Origin of the sequence: Cryobacterium sp. TMT3-29-2 (assembly GCF_004564305.1) — a bacterium.
In the GTDB taxonomy this organism is placed as follows: Bacteria; Actinomycetota; Actinomycetes; order Actinomycetales; family Microbacteriaceae; genus Cryobacterium; species Cryobacterium sinapicolor.
Genome location: NZ_SOGK01000011.1, coordinates 28592 through 45428, shown reverse-complemented (window position 1 = coordinate 45428; position 16837 = coordinate 28592). Strand labels below are relative to the sequence as shown.

General features: G+C 68.7%; 13 protein-coding genes. 9 read left to right on the top strand and 4 right to left on the bottom strand.

The window, feature by feature from the left end:
• Nucleotides 1-186: 186 nt before the first annotated feature.
• From E3O67_RS01510 to E3O67_RS01500, 3 genes are all read right to left on the bottom strand, one after another.
• Nucleotides 187-1722, bottom strand: coding sequence for an oleate hydratase (locus E3O67_RS01510; RefSeq protein WP_135101568.1), 1536 nt, complete (start codon nucleotides 1720-1722; stop codon nucleotides 187-189).
• Between the two features lie 34 nt (nucleotides 1723-1756).
• Nucleotides 1757-2590 carry a shikimate 5-dehydrogenase gene (locus E3O67_RS01505; RefSeq protein WP_134427846.1) on the bottom strand — a complete coding sequence of 278 codons (834 nt, stop codon included), beginning with the start codon at nucleotides 2588-2590 and terminating at the stop codon, nucleotides 1757-1759.
• Between the two features lie 98 nt (nucleotides 2591-2688).
• Entirely contained in the window at nucleotides 2689-3699 is a 1011-nt protein-coding gene (locus E3O67_RS01500) for a LacI family DNA-binding transcriptional regulator (protein ID WP_135101566.1), read from the bottom strand.
• A gap of 238 nt (nucleotides 3700-3937) precedes the next feature.
• Between E3O67_RS01500 and E3O67_RS01495 the strand changes: the two genes are divergently transcribed.
• The 9 genes from E3O67_RS01495 to E3O67_RS01455 all read left to right on the top strand — a co-directional run bounded on the left by E3O67_RS01495 (nucleotide 3938) and on the right by E3O67_RS01455 (nucleotide 15769).
• Entirely contained in the window at nucleotides 3938-5458 is a 1521-nt protein-coding gene (locus tag E3O67_RS01495; protein WP_135101564.1) for a sugar ABC transporter ATP-binding protein, read from the top strand.
• A complete protein-coding gene (locus tag E3O67_RS01490) occupies nucleotides 5455-6501 on the top strand; it encodes an ABC transporter permease (protein ID WP_134427852.1) in 1047 nt (348 codons plus the stop codon). Before E3O67_RS01495 ends, E3O67_RS01490 begins: the two co-directional genes overlap by 4 nt.
• Nucleotides 6494-7657, top strand: a complete 1164-nt coding sequence (locus tag E3O67_RS01485) for an ABC transporter permease (RefSeq protein ID WP_135101562.1) — start codon at nucleotides 6494-6496, stop codon at nucleotides 7655-7657. Before E3O67_RS01490 ends, E3O67_RS01485 begins: the two co-directional genes overlap by 8 nt.
• Before the next feature lie 2 nt (nucleotides 7658-7659).
• A complete protein-coding gene (gene rhaS, locus E3O67_RS01480) occupies nucleotides 7660-8739 on the top strand; it encodes a rhamnose ABC transporter substrate-binding protein (protein ID WP_134427856.1) in 1080 nt (359 codons plus the stop codon).
• Nucleotides 8740-8827: 88 nt separating this feature from the next.
• The gene (locus tag E3O67_RS01475) at nucleotides 8828-10288 is read left to right on the top strand and encodes an L-fucose/L-arabinose isomerase family protein (RefSeq protein ID WP_135101560.1); all 1461 of its coding nucleotides are present in this window, start codon (nucleotides 8828-8830) and stop codon (nucleotides 10286-10288) included.
• 3 nt (nucleotides 10289-10291) lie between these two features.
• Nucleotides 10292-10678, top strand: coding sequence for an L-rhamnose mutarotase (locus E3O67_RS01470; RefSeq protein WP_135101558.1), 387 nt, complete (start codon nucleotides 10292-10294; stop codon nucleotides 10676-10678).
• Between the two features lie 7 nt (nucleotides 10679-10685).
• On the top strand, nucleotides 10686-11852 hold the full coding sequence (rhaI, locus tag E3O67_RS01465; protein WP_134427862.1) for an L-rhamnose isomerase: 1167 nt from the start codon (nucleotides 10686-10688) through the stop codon (nucleotides 11850-11852).
• Between the two features lie 148 nt (nucleotides 11853-12000).
• Nucleotides 12001-14040, top strand: coding sequence for a bifunctional aldolase/short-chain dehydrogenase (locus tag E3O67_RS01460; RefSeq protein ID WP_135101556.1), 2040 nt, complete (start codon nucleotides 12001-12003; stop codon nucleotides 14038-14040).
• 223 nt (nucleotides 14041-14263) lie between these two features.
• Nucleotides 14264-15769, top strand: a complete 1506-nt coding sequence (locus E3O67_RS01455; RefSeq protein ID WP_241979140.1) for a rhamnulokinase family protein — start codon at nucleotides 14264-14266, stop codon at nucleotides 15767-15769.
• A gap of 255 nt (nucleotides 15770-16024) precedes the next feature.
• Here the strand turns inward: E3O67_RS01455 and E3O67_RS01450 are convergent, their stop codons facing one another.
• Entirely contained in the window at nucleotides 16025-16834 is an 810-nt protein-coding gene (locus E3O67_RS01450; RefSeq protein WP_134427866.1) for an MBL fold metallo-hydrolase, read from the bottom strand.
• Nucleotides 16835-16837: the final 3 nt, after the last annotated feature.

Below are 16837 nucleotides of genomic sequence, written 5' to 3'. Positions count from 1 at the left end.
ATTGGAACTACCCGCCACAGTGGTGTTCAGAAAACTGGGTGATTCTGTTCCTGGAACTCGTCCCACAACGAATGGCCTCCGAGTCTTGACGAAGTCGCCCTCGTTCAGACCTTTCTATCGATGCGTGTTGAAGGGCTGGAATCCAGATCGCGGCCTCGGGCGAACTAGCGGGACTGCGAGGGCCGCTCAGTAGGCAGCCTGAAGTGCCTTGACCAGGACCTTCGGGTCGTGCAGACCCTTGAAGATCGGCGGGATCTCCCGGTCGACCCCGAGGAACTCGTACACCGCGCGCATGGCCCCGTGGATCGAGTACTCCACGGTGAACACGACGTCGCCGGGGAGTTCGGTGAACTGCCCGAGGAAAGCGAAGTTCTGCGCTCCGTCGGGGATGACCTTGGGGCGGTCGCCCGGAACTCGCCGGGCGAACAGTGCGGAGGCGTACGGCATCATCGACGTCGTGACGTCGGTCGTGGCGAGCACCTCGTCGAGGATGTCTTCGAAGCCGAACTGGTGCATGAGCTCGGTGAGGATCTCGGTTCCGGTCGCCTGCGCCATGGTCTTCTTGACGTAGTCGCCCTCGTTGTCGATCTCCAGCCCCCAGCCCCACATCGTGTAGGTGCCCTCGGTCTGATTGGCGAAGTGCGGCTGCGCCACCACGACGGCCGACATGTACCAGCCCGATTCGATCAACGTCGTCATGGCACCGGTACCCAGTTCGTTGCCGGTGTACTCGACCCACCGCTTGACGAGCGTGTCGCTGTGCATCGTGCGGGTGAACGATTCCCACTTGCTCTCGTCGATGTTGCCGCAGAAGGTGTTGGGGCGACCGAAGTCCGGGGCCTTCTTGGCCAACTTCTCCCAGAGTGACCAGCTGCCGTCCACCCGGTCCCGGATCAGCGGCGGCACGGTGTCGTTGCCGCCGTAGGTGGTGTCGGCGACAATGGAGCCGATGGTGATGAAGGCGAGGTCGTTCTGGCCGAGGTCGATCTCGCTGCTACCGGCCGAGTCCTCCACGTGCAGGCGCGTCGCGCGCCGCCGCTGGGGAGAATTCGTGACGTCGACATCCGTGACGCGCGTGCCGAAGCGCACGTCGACGCCCTGAGACACAAGCCAGCGCTGGAGCGGAACGATCATCGAGTCATTCTGGTTGTACGTGGTCCGCCGCACCCCGGAGAGCGTGTCGAGGTTTTCGAGCTCCTGGATGAATCGCAGGAAGTAGCGGCGAAGCTCGGCGGCCGAATTCCACTTCTGGAACGCGAACGTGGTGCGCCACATGTGCCAGAAATTGGTCTGCAAGAAGTGCTCACTGAAGAGATCTTCGATGCGGCGGGCGCCCAGAGTCTTCTCGCGGAGGGCGAGCATGCGCGATATCTCGAAACGGTTGCGCGTGTCCAGGCCGTAGCCGGTGGCGTCCAGGACGCGGTGCCGCGCATCCGCCAGCCGGGTCCGGCCATGGGTCTCGTGCTTGTCATTCCAATCCAACATCTCCTCCCGGACAGTGACATCCGGGTCCTCGAGCGAGGGAATGGTGGAGAACAGGTCCCACGTGGTCTGGTACACCTCTTCGCAGAACATCCGGGCCCCGCGCGTGACCATGGCGCCACGAATTGCCGGAGAGTCCACGGCATCCATGGCGCCGCCAACGTGCCCCAGCTCCTCGAGGATGTGGATGTTCTCGCCGGGTACCCCGGCGTCGCGGATAGCGAAGGCTGCAGTCGCCATGCCGGCAATGCCGTCGAATTGGCTCGGGCTCGCGCTACCCCGCGTGGGTGCGGGCGAAGGCGGATGCCGCGGCAACCTGCTCCGGCGTCGGGCGCACCCCGGTGTAGCGCTCGAACTGTTCCGCAGCCTGGAGCGCGATGACCTCGGCCCCCGTGATCACGACCTTGCCGGCTGCCCGCGCGGCCAGAACAAACGGGGTCTCCGCCGGCAGCGCGACCACGTCGAACACGGTGGTCGCGTCGGCGATCGCCTCGGCTGAGTAGGACAGGTCGTTCACCTCGGCCCCGCCGGTCATGCCGATCGGGGTGACGTTCACGAGCAGCGGTGCGGTGAGTCCGGCCGGCTCGGCCGCCCAGCGGTAGCCGAGTTCGTGGGCGAGGGCCTGCCCCCGTGCCTCGTTCCGGGCGATCAGGGTGCCGTGCTCGAACCCGGAGTCGCGGAAGGCCGCGGCGACGGCCTTCGCCATGCCGCCGCTGCCGCGGAGCAGGAACGGGGTGGCCGGGTCGATGCCGCGCGCGCGGATCAGATCGGCGGCGGCGATGTAGTCGGTGTTCGAGGCCCGCAGGTAGCCGTCGTCGTTGACGATGGTGTTGATCGAGGCGATGGCGCTCGCCGAGGCGTCCATCTCGTCGACCAGGGCGATGACATCCTCCTTGAAGGGCATCGACACGGAGCAGCCACGGATGCCCAGGGCCCGCACGCCCCCGATCGCGGCGGCGAGATTCGTCGTGGTGAAGGCCTTGTAGATGAAATCGAGCCCCAGCTCGGCGTAGAGGTGGTTGTGGAAGCGGGTGCCGAAGTTGCTCGGCCTGGCGGCGAGGGAGATGCACAGGCGGGTGTCTTTGTTGAGCAGGGGCTGCGACGTCATGGGCTCAAGTCTAGGAGCGGGCCGCAAGCGGTTCGAGACCGGCGAGGTTCTGGGCGGCGGGAGGCGCGGCGGAGGGGGAGAGCGCGGAGTGGGAGCGGTCAGCCGCCGGTGGACTCCCGCACGATCAGCTCCGGCTGGAACTCGATCTGCTCGTGCACGAAATCGTCGCCGCCGGCGGCTTCGCGCAGCAGCAAGTCGACGGCAGTGTGGCCGATCAGGGCGCTCGGTTGTCGGATGGAGGAGAGCGGCACGATGGCCGCCGCCGCAAAGGCGATGTCGTCGTAGCCGATGAGCGCGACATCCTCGGGAACTCGCACATCACCCAGCATGCTCAGGGCCTGCAGCACGCCGATGGCGAGCAGGTCGTTCGCCGCGAACACGGCGTCCGGCCGGTCGGCCGGGTTGCGGGCGCGCAGCTGCTCGCCCACGAAGCGTCCCTGCAGCACCGAGAGGGACTCCGTGCTGATCACTTCAAGCGACACGTTCGGATGCTCCCGAACGGCCTGGCGCGCGCCCTCCAGTCGGTCGGCAACCTGACGGATGCCCTGCGGCCCGCCCACGAACGCGATCCGGGTGCGCCCGATCGAGACCAGGTGCTTCGCGGCGAGGTGCCCGCCGGCCACGTCATCGACGGCCACGGAGGAGAAACTGTGGTCGGCCGTCTGCCGGTCGACGAGAACGGTGGGGGTGCCGCGGGCGCGCAGGCGCACGAGCCGGTCCCCGACCTCGCCGAGCGGGGAGATCAAGACGCCGTGCACGCGCTGCTCCTCGAACAGGTCGAGGTAGGCGCTCTCGCGGTCGATGTTCTCGTCGCTGTTGCCGAGGAGCAGGGTGAGACCCTCTTCGGCGGCCCGGTCCTCGGCGCCGCGGGCGACATCCGTGAAGAACGGGTTGGCGACGTCGAGCACGACGAGCCCGATGCTGCGGCTGCGGCCGGCCCGGAGTTGCCGCGCCGCGTCGTTGCGCACGAATCCGAGATCGGAGATCGCCGCCTGCACCCGCTCCACGGTTGCCGGGGAGACCTTAGCGGGACGGTTGAGCACGTTGGAGACGGTGCCGACCGACACCCCGGCGCGGGCCGCGACCTCGCGCACACTCACCGTTGCCATCGTCGACCTTTCGCCCTGCGTTGCCTGCCCCTAGGTGAAGTGTAGATCACCGCCTCAAAATTGAAACGAATCAACCCCTCTGACCCTCCTGAGGTGTCGGTTGAGTCACGTTTCGGCAATTGCAGTTTTTTGACCGTTGACGGATGCCCCCGTCTCACCCTATATTCGCTGAGTACACGTTCTCTGAAACGATTCATCCCTCACTGTGGAGGCCCACGACGCCATGCAAACCGAATCCATGACCGCTGACGATGGGCCACCCGAACCCCGCTTGACCCTGTCCGGTGCCGTCAAGGCCTTCGGGCCGGTCGTCGCCCTGGCCGATGGGAACATCGAGATCCTGCCGGGTGAGATCCACGCCCTCGTCGGTGAGAACGGGGCCGGTAAGTCCACCCTCGTGAAGATCCTGGCCGGGCTCTACCGCCTCGACGCCGGCGAGTTCCAGGTGGACGGGCAGCCGGTGTTATTCCGCACCGTGGCCGACAGCAAGGCCGCCGGGATCTCCGTGATCTACCAGGAGCCCACTCTCTTCCCCGACCTCACGGTGGCCGAGAACATCTTCATCGGGCGCCAGCCGAAGGGCCGGCTGGGCCTGATCAGCCGGGCCGCCATGCGCACGGCCGCCCGTGACCTCTTCGACCAGCTCGGCGTGCGCATCGACCCCAACCGGGTCGCCGAGGGACTGTCGATCGCCGACCAGCAGATCATCGAGATCGCCAAGGCCATCTCCCTCGACGCCAAGGTGCTCGTGATGGATGAGCCGACCGCCGCACTGTCGGGCGTCGAGGTGGAGCGCCTCTTCCAGGTGGCCCGCAACCTGCGGACCCAGGGTGCGGGCATCCTCTTCATCTCGCACCGCTTCGACGAGGTCTTCGCCCTCTGCGACCGCATCACCGTGATGCGGGACGGGCGCTACATCGCGACCCATGTCACCAGCATGGTGACCGTCGACGCCATCGTGCACGAAATGGTGGGACGCGACGTCGGGGCGCTGTTCCCCAAGGAGGTCGCCCCGGTGGGCGACACCGTGCTCTCGGTGCAGGGGCTCGGCCGCGCCGGCGTCTTCGCTGACGTGACCTTCGAGGTCAAGGCCGGCGAGGTCGTCGCCCTGGCCGGCCTCGTCGGGGCCGGGCGTACCGAGGTGGCCCGGGCCGTCTTCGGCATCGACCCCTACGATCGCGGCACGGTCGAGTTCGCCGGCACGCTGCTCAAGCCGCACAGCCCCAAGGCCGCGATCGACGCCGGTATGGGCTTCGTGCCCGAAGACCGCCGCAAGCAGGGACTCGTGATGGACCTGTCCGTGGGCCGCAATACCGCGCTGACCCTGCGCGACCGGGTCGCCCGCTTCGGCATCATCAACGGCCGCGCCGAACGCGCCGCCGCCGCCGAGTGGGGCCGCCGTCTGCAGGTCAAGACCACCTCGCAGGAATACGCCGTCTCCACCCTCTCCGGCGGAAACCAGCAGAAGGTCGTGCTCGCCAAGTGGCTGGCCACCGCCCCGAAGTTCCTGATCGTCGACGAGCCCACCCGCGGCATCGACGTGGGCACCAAGAGCGAGGTGCACCGGCTCATCTCCGACCTCGCCAACCGGGGGATCGCCATCCTGATGATCTCGAGCGAACTGCCCGAGGTTCTCGGCATGGCCGACCGGGTGCTCGTCATGCACGAGGGGCGCATCACTGCCGAGTTGAGCCGCGCCGAAGCCACTCCCGAATCGATCATGCACGCGGCCACCGCATCACTGGAGCGAACACAATGACCACTGCCCCGACCCGGCCGCCCGGAAAGGCCGAACGCATCGCCTCCGCGGCGCCGTCCCGCCTGGGCGCCTTCCTCCGCCTGCGGGAACTGCCGGTCACCGTGGCGCTGATCGCCCTGGTGATCATCACCACCGTGGTGAATCCGCTGTTCCTCAGTCCCCAGGGGGTCAAGGACCTGCTGCTGAACGCGACCATCGTGATCATCCTCGCCGTCGGCCAGGCCCTCGTGATCATCACCCGCAACGTCGACCTCTCGGTCGGCTCCATCCTCGGCCTCGTCGCCTTCGGCACCGGCACCCTCTTCGCGACCGTGCCGGGCATCCCGATCGTCGTCGTGTTCCTGGCCGGGATGCTCCTGGGCGCCCTGCTCGGCGCCATCAACGGCCTCCTGGTGACGGTCGCCAAGGTTCCCGCGCTCGTGATCACCCTCGGCACGCTCTATATCTATCGCGGCCTCAACAACGCCTGGGCCGGCGGCACGCAGTACTTCGCCGGCGACCGGCCCGACGCGTTCGGTTCGCTCTCGGTCGACACCGTGCTCGGCTTCCCGCTGATCACCCTGATCGCCGTCGTCGTCGTCGTGATCGTGGCCGTCTACCTGGCGGGCACCCGGCCCGGCCGGGACCTCTATGCGATCGGGTCCGATCCGGATGCCGCGAAACTGTTCGGCATCCCGGTCAGCCGCCGGGTGTTTCTAGCCTTCCTCACCAACGGTGTTCTGGCCGGCCTCGCCGGGGTGCTCTACGCCAGCCGGTTCAACTCGGTCGGCGCCACCACCGGCAGCGGACTCGAGCTGGCCGTCGTCGCCGCGGCGGTCGTCGGCGGCGTGGCCATCTTCGGTGGCAGCGGCTCGGTCGTCGGCGCCGCCATGGGAGCCCTGCTCCTGACCACCATCACCAGCGCTCTCACGGCCCTGCGGGTCGACAAGTTCTGGCAGGAGGCCATCGTCGGCGTGCTGATCCTCAGCGCCATCATCATCGACCGGATCGCCAGCGTGCGATCGGCCCGCAAGCTCCGAATCAGTGAGGCCCGTAATGTCTGAGCCCAGTTCTCCCGTCACCCGCAGTTCGCCGCTGCCGCCGGCGGACAAGATCTCCTCCCTCGACACCCGGCTGATCGACACCACCAAGACCCTGACCACCGAGCCGAAGGGCCGCACCGGGGCTGCGCGCATCCTGCTCGGCCGCGACGCGATCATGATCTACCTGCTGCTCGCCTTCGTGCTCTACGCCAGCATCGCGATTCCCCGCTTCGCATCCCCGGTCACGGTCGGCTTCCTGCTGCTCGACGTGATCCCGGTGCTCCTGATCGCCATGCCGATGACCCTGGTCATCATCACGGGCGAGATCGACCTGTCCGTGGCCAGCATCGCCGGGCTGACGAGCGCGCTGATGGGGGTGCTCTGGGCCTCCGGCCTCGACATCGGCCTGGTGCTGGCGATCAGCCTCTTCGCCGGTGTGGTGGCCGGAGCGTTCAACGGGTTCCTGATCGCGGTGGTCGGGTTGCCGTCTCTGGCGGTCACCATCGGCACCCTGGCGCTCTATCGGGGGCTGGCGCTCGTGGTGATCGGCGACAACGCCGTCGCCAACTTCCCGCCCGGGCTCACCGCGTTCTTCACCTCGAAGATCGGCGGCACGGGTATCCCGACCGTGATGATCGGCGTCGTCGCCGTGGCCCTGTTCTTCGGGGTGCTGCTGCACCTGACCCCGTTCGGCCGCGGCCTGTACGCCATCGGCTTCAGCAAGGAGGCCGCGACCTTCGTCGGCATCCGGGTGGCCCGCGCGAAGTTCTGGCTCTACGTGGGCACCGGGTCGGTGTCGGCGCTCGCCGGGATCTACTGGACCCTGCGCTACTCCAGCGCCCGCAGCGACAACGCCAGCGGGCTCGAGCTCACGGTGATCGCGGCCGTGCTCCTCGGCGGGGTGTCGATCTTCGGCGGCAAGGGTTCGATCCCCGGGGTCATCGCTGGCGTCCTCCTGATCGGGACCATCAATTTCTCCCTTCGGCTTGAGCGGATCTCCGACGTGGTGCTCATCATCGTCACCGGATCTTTGCTGATCGCATCCGTTGTCGCACCGAGCGTTTTCGAGGCGCTCCAACGCTGGCGGCACGGCCGCCGGATGCACAAAACACTTCCCCAGGTACCTGCCTCGGGAGCAACCAGCGCCACCGCACCTGGCGTCCAGGAAAGGAAATGACAATGGAGTTCATTCGCAATCACACCCGGAAAGGTGCGTCAGCCCGGCGCCTCGCGTCGGTGACCGCGGTCGTCGCGGCCGTCGCACTACTCGCCGGCTGCGCCTCCGACACCGGCACCAACACCGGCACCGACTCGGGCGCCGGCGGCGGAACCGACGGCGACCTCAGCATCACCTTCATCCCCAAGCAGCTCAACAACCCCTACACCGACGTGGTGCTCGGCGGCGGCGAGGCCGGCGCCGAAGAGGCCGGCTTCGCCGCGACCGAGGTCGTCGGCCCGCTCGAGGCCAGCGCGTCCAGCCAGGTGTCCTTCATCAACGCGGAGACCCAGGCCGGCACATCCGTCATCGTGATCGCCGCAAACGACCCGGATGCCGTGGGCCCGGCCCTCGAAGAAGCCAGAGCCGCGGGCGCCAAGATCGTCGCCTTCGACTCGGACACCAACCCGAAATACCGTGACGTGTTCATCAGCCAGGTCGTCGCCAAGGACGTCGCCCTGATCCAGGTCGAGCTGATCGCCGAACAGATCGGCGGCTCCGGTGAGATCGCGATCCTGTCGGCCACCGCGAACGCCACCAACCAGAACGAGTGGATCAAGTTCATGGAGGAGGAGCTCGCCGCCAACCCCGCGTACAAGGACATCACCCTGGTGGCGAAGGTCTACGGCGACGACGACGACACGAAGTCGTTCCAGGAGGCCCAGGGCCTGATGCAGGCCTACCCGAACCTCAAGGGCATCATCTCGCCCACGACGGTCGGCATCGCCGCCACGGCCCGCTACCTCTCGACCTCGGAGTACAAGGGCAAGGTCGCGTTGACCGGGCTCGGCCTGCCGAACGAGATGCGCCCCTTCGTCAAGGACGAAACCGTCACCGCGTTCGCCCTCTGGGACCCGGCACAGCTCGGCTACGTCGCCGCGTTCGCCGGCAAGGCGCTCGCCGACGGCGACATGACCGGCGCCGAGGGTGACACCTTCGAGGCCGGCGAGCTGGGCGAGCGCGAGGTCGGAGCCGACGGCATCGTCATCGTCGGCCCGCCGACGGTCTTCGACGCCGCCAACATCGACGAGTACGACTTCTAGGTCGTCCTCGCACCGAACCGCAGCACCCGTGAGGGGCGGATGCCCAGGCATCCGTCCCTCACCCCCTCACCTTCACCAGGAGCCAGCCATGAACGAGAATTTTCGCCGCTCGGCCAGCGAACTGCTGGCGCCGAAGAAGCGCAGACCCACCCGGATCGGGTTGGTCTCCGGGGGGCTCGGCGCCTATTGGCCGCAGTTCCCCGACCTGCTGCCGGAGCTGCAGGCATCCGCCCGCTATGTCACCGAACGCTTCACCCGGCTCGATGCCGAGGTGGTCGACGTCGGGTTCATCTCCGACCCGCAGGAAGCGGGCATTGCCGCCGAGAAACTGCGGCTGGCCGACTGCGATTTGATCGTGGTGTTCCTCGCCACCTACCTGACCTCGTCCATGGTGCTGCCGATCGCGCAGCGGGCGAAGACGCCCGTGCTGGTGATCGACCTGCAGCCGACCGAGGCCATGGACCACTCCGCCTTCGACACCGGACAGTGGCTCGCCTACTGCGGCCAGTGCCCGGTGCCCGAGGTCGCGAATGTGTTCCGCCGGGCCGGCATCCCGTTTCGTTCGGTGTCCGGATACCTCCGCCAGGAGAGCGCCTGGGACCGCATCATCTCGTGGGTGCACGCGGCCGGCGTGCGCGCCACGCTCCGCACCGCCCGGCATGGCTTGATGGGCCACCTCTACCCCGGAATGCTGGATGTCTCCACCGACCTCAGCAGCGTCTCCGCGACCTTCGGCTCCCATGTCGAGGTGCTCGAATTCGACGACCTCCGCGAGCGTGTGAACGAGGTGACGGATGCCCAGATCGCCGACCGTATTCTCCTCGCCAGGGAGCTGTTCCAGGTTGACGCCTCCGTCAACGAGGAGGATTTCGCCTGGGGCGCGAAGGTCTCCGTGGGCCTTGACCGGCTCGTGGCGGACTTCGATCTCGATTCGCTCGCCTACTACCATCGCGGCCTCGCCGGCGAGCAGCACGAGCGACTCGGTGCCGGCATGATCCTCGGCGCCTCGATCCTGACGGCCCGCGGCATCCCGATGGCGGGGGAGTACGAACTCCGTACCTCGATCGCGATGCTCGCCAGCCACGCGATCGGCGCCGGTGGCTCGTTCACCGAGATCCAGGCACTCAACTTCTTTGACGGCGTGGTTGAGATGGGCCACGACGGTCCCGCGCACCTCGCGGTCAGCGCACGGGACCCGCTGCTGCGTGGGCTCGGCATCTACCACGGCAAGCGCGGCTGGGGGGTCTCGGTGGAGTTCGACGTGACGCCGGGCCCGGTGACCACCTTCGGCATCGGGCAGGACCCCGACGGCCGCTACGTATTCATCACCGCTGAGGGCGAGGTCGTGCCCGGGCCGCTGCTCGCCATCGGGAACACCACCTCCCGCGTCGATTTCGGCGGCGACCCCGGCGTCTGGGTGGATGAGTGGAGCCAGAGCGGCATCGGTCATCACTGGGCCCTCTGCCTCGGGCACCGCGCCGGCGACATCAAGGCCGCCGCGAGCCTGCTCGGCCTCGAACACCGCCACGTCGATCTCGGGGGGCGGTAGCCCGTGCAGCGCGTGTGCTTCCAGCTGCAGGTCAAACCGGACCGCATAGAGGAATACACCCGACGACATGCTTCCGTCTGGCCGGAGATGCTACGGGCCCTTCACGAGACCGGCTGGCAGAACTACTCTCTGTTCCTCCGCCCCGACGGCATCCTGATCGGGTATTTCGAGACCGATTCCCTCGCGGCGGCGCAGGCGGGGATGGCGGCCACTGAGGTGAATGTCCGCTGGCAGGCCGAGATGGCCGAGTTCTTCGAGAATCTCGAGGGCTCTCCCGACGAGGGCTTCGTGCGTCTTGCCGAGGTGTTCCACCTCGAGGACCAGCTCGCCGCTCTTGACGCGGTTGACACGATTCATTTGGAATTCACACCGACCCCCACAGAGAAGTGACACGACGATGACGAGATTCGACACCATCACCACCCAGCTCGCGGCGCAGGCCATTGAGCTGCCCTCCTGGGCCTTCGGCAATTCGGGCACCCGGTTCAAGGTGTTCTCCACCCCCGGCACGCCGCGCACCATCCAGGAGAAGATCGCCGACGCCGCCCAGGTGAACGAATACACCGGGCTGGCGCCGAAAGTCGCGCTGCACATCCCCTGGGACAAGGTCGACGACTACGCGGCGCTCCGCGACTACGCCGGCGAGCGCGGGCTGGCGCTCGGAACCGTCAACTCCAACACTTTCCAGGACGATGCCTACAAGTTCGGCAGCCTCACCCACACGGATGCCGCGGTGCGGCAGAAGGCTATCGACCACCACTTCGAGTGCATCGACATCATGCACGCGACCGGATCCGCCGACCTCAAGATCTGGCTTGCCGACGGCACCAATTACCCCGGCCAGGGTGATATCCGCGGCCGGCAGGACCGCCTCGCCGCCTCCCTCGGCGCGATCTACGCCCGGCTCGGGGACAGCCAGCGTCTCGTGCTGGAGTATAAATTCTTCGAGCCGGCTTTCTATCACACGGATGTCCCCGACTGGGGAACCAGCTACGCCCAGGTCGCGGCCCTCGGTGACAAGGCCCTGGTCTGCCTCGACACCGGCCACCACGCCCCCGGCACCAACATCGAGTTCATCGTCGCTCAGCTGCTGCGCCTCGGAAAGCTTGGCTCCTTCGACTTCAACTCCCGCTTCTACGCCGACGACGACCTGATCGTGGGTGCGGCCGACCCGTTCCAGCTGTTCCGCATCCTCTACGAGGTCATCCGCGGTGACGGCTTCGGCCCCGACTCCACCGTGGCGTTCATGCTCGACCAGTGCCACAACGTGGAGGACAAGATCCCCGGCCAGATCCGCTCGGTGCTGAACGTGCAGGAGATGACGGCGCGCGCGCTGCTAATCGACCGCGAGGCGCTCACCGCGGCTCAGGAATCCGGCGACGTGCTCGGCGCCAACGGCCTGCTGATGGACGCCTTCTACACGGATGTGCGCGGGGACCTGGCCGCCTGGCGCGAGTCTCGAGGTCTGGCGGCCGACCCCATGGTCGCCTACGCGGCATCCGGTTACCAGCAGCAGGTCGCGGCCGACCGCGTCGGCGGCACCCAGGCCGGCTGGGGCGCCTGACAACTCTCCTGATAGTTCCCGTTCCGGTCGAGAGTGCCCGTTGCGCCGGTCACTCTCGATCGGAACGGGAACACTCGCACTCGCCGCACGGGACGGCTCGACCCTCCTCCGCCCTCTCACTCCTCGTTCAGACCCTGGAAAGCAGATCATGACCATCAATCCCTCCGCTGCGGCGCTCATCGCCCGGTCCAACCGCCTCGGCGCCGACCCGCGAAACACGAACTACGCCGGCGGCAACACCTCCGCCAAGGGCACCGAGATCGACCCCGTCACGGGAGAGACGATCGAGCTGCTCTGGGTCAAGGGGTCCGGGGGTGACCTCGGCACCCTCACCGAGTCCGGCCTGGCCGTGCTGCGCCTCGACCGGATGCGCGCCCTCGCCGGCGTCTATCCCGGACTCGACCGGGAGGACGAGATGGTCGCGGCCCTCGACTACACCCTGCACGGCAAGGGAGGCGCGGCCCCCTCCATCGACACGCCCATGCACGGGCTCGTCGATGCCGCGCACGTCGACCATCTGCACCCCGACTCCGGCATCGCGATCGCCACCGCCGCCGACGGGGAGGCGCTCACGACCACCATCTTCGGCGACAGGGTGGCGTGGGTGCCCTGGCGCCGGCCGGGCTTCCAGCTCGGCCTCGACATCGCCGCGATCAGGGATGCCAACCCGCAGGCCGTCGGCTGCATCCTCGGCGGCCACGGCATCACCGCCTGGGGCGACACGAGCGATGAGGCCGAGGCCAACTCGCTCCGGATCATCGAGACCGCCGCCGCCTTCATCGCCCACCACTCCCAGGCCGAGCCGTTCGGCCCGGAACTGGCCGGTTTCATCCCGCTCGCGCCCGCGGAGCGTCGCGCCAAGGCGGCCGCCCTCGCCCCGACGCTCCGCGGTCTGGTGTCGACGGATGCCGTCAAGGTCGGGCACTTCACGGATGCCCCCGAGGTGCTCGACTTCCTGTCCCGGGCCGGGCACCCCCGCCTGGCGGCCCTCGGCACGAGCTGCCCCGACCACTTCCTGCGCACGAAGGTGAAGCCGCTGCTGCTCGACCTGCCGGCCGGCGCATCCGTCGACGACTCCCTCACCCGCCTCCAGGAACTGCACGAGCAGTACCGGGCCGACTACCAGGCCTACTACGACCGGAACGCGGGGCCCGAGTCGCCCGCGATCCGCGGCGCGGACCCCTTGATCGTGCTCATCCCGGGCGTCGGCATGTTCAGCTACGGCGCGAACAAGCAGACCGCGCGGGTCGCCGGCGAGTTCTATCTCAACGCCATCAACGTGATGCGCGGCGCCGAGGGGCTCTCCACCTACGCGCCCATCAACGAGGCCGAGAAGTTCAAGATCGAGTACTGGGCGCTCGAAGAGGCCAAGCTGCAGCGGATGCCCGCGCCCCGGCCACTCGCCGGCCGCGTCGCCTTGGTGACCGGGGCGGCATCCGGCATCGGCAAGGCCATCGCCACCCGCCTCGCGGCCGAGGGAGCCTGCGTCGTGATCGCCGACCTCGACCTCTCGAAGGCACAGGCTGCGGCGGCCGAGATCGGGTCGGCCGATGTCGCGATCGGCGTGCAGGCGAACGTCACCGACGAGGCCCAGGTGCAGGCATCCGTCGACGCGGCCCTGCTCGCGTTCGGCGGCCTCGACCTCGTCGTCAACAACGCCGGCCTCTCGCTCTCCAAATCGCTGCTGGAGACCACCGTCGCCGACTGGGACCTGCAGCACAATGTGATGGCCAAGGGCTCGTTCTTGGTCTCCCGAGCCGCTGCCCGGGTGCTGATCGAGCAGAAGCTCGGCGGCGACATCGTCTACATCTCGTCGAAGAACTCGGTCTTCGCGGGCCCGAACAACATCGCCTATTCGGCAACCAAGGCTGACCAGGCGCACCAGGTGCGGCTGCTCGCGGCCGAGCTCGGCGAGTACGACGTGAAGGTCAACGGCATCAACCCCGACGGGGTCGTGCGCGGCTCGGGCATCTTCGCCGGAGGCTGGGGCGCCAAGCGCGCCGCCGTCTACGGCGTGCCGGAGGAGGAGCTCGGCACGTACTACGCGCAGCGCACCCTGCTCAAGCGCGAGGTGCTGCCGGAGAACGTCGCCAATGCGGTCTTCGTGCTCTGCACGAGCGACCTCAGCCACACCACCGGGCTGCACATCCCGGTCGACGCCGGCGTCGCCGCCGCGTTCCTGCGATGAGCACCGCCGAGTTCGGCTCTCGTGGTCGAGCCCTACGGTTTCGCCTGTCGCACTCGACCGGAACCGGCGATCTCGGCGAACTTGGTGATCTTGGCGCGGGCGGCGCGGGCGGCGCGGGCAGCGCGGGCCTGCCCGGGTCGGCAGGGCTTGGCTCGTGGTGAGGCCTCTGACCAGCGCGGGCACGGTCGCCGCGATCGACCTCGGCGCGTCCAGCGGCCGGGTCATGCTCGGCCACGTCGGTCCGGGCGAGCTGCGCCTGCGACCGGTTGCCCGCTTTCCGAACACTCCGGTGCGCACCATCGACGGGCTGCACTGGAACATCGTCGAGCTCTACCGCAACGTGCTCGGTGGCCTGCATTCCGCCGTTCGGGAGGAACCTGAACTGGTCAGCGCCGGGATCGATTCCTGGGCGGTCGACTACGCACTCCTGCGCGGCCAACGGATGCTCGGCAACCCCTACCATTACCGCGACGACCGCACTGGGGGAGGAGTAGTCGCCACCCACGCCCTCGTCGCCCCGGCCGACCTCTACGCAGGCAACGGCCTCCAATTCCTGCCGTTCAACACGCTCTACCAGCTCGCGGCCGACCGTCTGGCCGGCGGCCTCGACGGCGCCGAGACGATGCTGCTGATCCCGGACCTGCTCGGCTACTGGCTCACCGGGGAGCAGGTCGCCGAGCGCACGAACGCGTCGACGACCGGGCTGCTGCGCGTCGGGTCCGGCCCGGGCGCCCCGGCTGGCCGAACCGGCGCGGTATCGAGGATAGCGGCGACAGCCGCCCTGACAGGGGCCACGCCCGCCACGGTGGACGCTGCCGCGCCGGCCACCGCTGCTGCCGCCGCCGCCTGCTCGGCGGCCGCGGACTGGGACGATGCCCTGATCGGCCGGCTGGGCCTGCCCCGCGCGATCTTCCCGCGGCTGGTCAGCGCGGGGGAGCGGATCGGGTCCCTGCTGCCCGGCGTCGCTGCCGAGATCGGATCGGCCACGCGCCTGGATCTCGTCGCCGTCGGGTCGCACGACACGGCATCCGCCATCGTCGCCGTGCCCATGACCGGCGACACCGACGCCTACATCTCCTCGGGAACCTGGTCGCTCGTGGGGGTCGAGCTGGCCTCGCCGGTGCTGACCGAGGCCAGCCGCGCCGCCAACTTCACCAATGAGGGCGGCGTCGACGGCCGGGTGCGGTACCTGCGCAACGTGATGGGCCTGTGGCTGGTGAGCGAGTCGCTGCGCACCTGGGAGGCGCAGGGCACCACGTTCGAGCTGGCGTACCTGTTGGCCCAGGCTGCTCAGGTGACCGGCCCGGTCGCGGTCTTCGCCGTGGACGACCCCCGATTCCTGGCGCCCGGGGACATACCGGCGCGCATCCGTTCGTACTGCGGCGAGCACGGCCTGCCGGTGCCGGAAACGCCGGTCGAGCTCGTGCGCAGCATCGTGGAGAGCCTCGCCGCCGCCTATGCGGAGACCCTGCGGGCCGCGAGCGAGCTGTCGGGAAGGAGCATCCGTACGGTGCACATCGTCGGAGGCGGGTCGCAGAACGAGCTGCTCTGCCAGCTCACCGCGAATCGAACCGGGCTGACCGTGCTGGCCGGCCCCGTCGAGGCCACCGCGATCGGGAATGTGCTCGTGCAGGCCCGCGCCCAGGGGCTCGTGACCGGAAGCCTCGAGAGTCTGCGCTCCCTGGTCGCCCAAGCCTTCGTGCCTCGGCGCTATCTGCCCGAGCGCTGAACTGCCAGCGCCCTGCCTGCCCCGGCACCGCCTGCCCCGGTCCTGCCTGCCCGGGCCCTGCCTGCCCTTCCCGGGCCGCCCCGTCGCCGCCCGTCCCGCACGCGCCTTAGTCCACAACCGGCCGTCCGCCCCTAACTAATTCGACGGAGATTTTGCGGAAAGCAGGCTTTTCCAGGCTGGAACAGGCCGTTCGGAGCAAAATCTCCGTCGAATTCGTTCGCCGTCGGGCTGGACTGCCGCGCCTCGGCGGGCGGGCTACGTCCCGGGGGCCGGCTTCGCGGCGCGCAGGTATGCCAGCTGCGCGTGAACCGACGCCTCCGCGGCGAACCGGACGGAGGCATCCGTGTGGGCATAGACGCGATCGGTGACCATCGCGACCGTCGCGTCGGGCCCCAACTCGGCGAGAGCGCGGCGCACCTCGCCGAGACGCTGGTGGCGGTGCGCAAGGTACGCGGCGCAGACCGCCCCGAGGTCGGGCAGCACCGGGCCGTGGGCGGGGAGTACCGTCGCGGGCCCGAGCGCCTGCAGGGTGGAGAGCGAACGCAGGTAGCCGTCGAGCGTGCCGTCGGGGTGGGCGATGATGCTCGTTCCGCGCCCGAGAATCGTGTCGCCGGTGAGCACCGACCCGCCCGGTCCGTCGGCGGGCAGCTGAAAACTCACGGAGTCCGCCGTGTGCCCCGGCGTGGCGATGACACGGATGCGCGTTCCCCCGGCCTCGATCAGTTCCCCGTCGGTCAGCGGCCGGCTGTCGACGCAGAATGCGGGGTCGAACGCCCGCACCCGAGCGCCGGTCAGCCGGGCGAAGCGCTCGCTCGCCGCGGTGTGGTCCGCGTGGTGATGCGTGATCAGGACCAGGTCGATCGAACCGGCCCCGGCCAGCGCGGCCAGGTGGGCGTCGTCGATCGGCCCGGGATCGACCACCACAACCGATTCGGAGCGGGGCGCGGCGATGAGGTAGCTGTTGGTGCCGTCGAGGGTCATGGGGCCGGCGTTGGGTGCGAGCAGCCGCCGGGTGAGCAGGCTGCTCCGCTGGATGCCCGCAGGCCGGTCTGCGTCGTTGCCCATGCG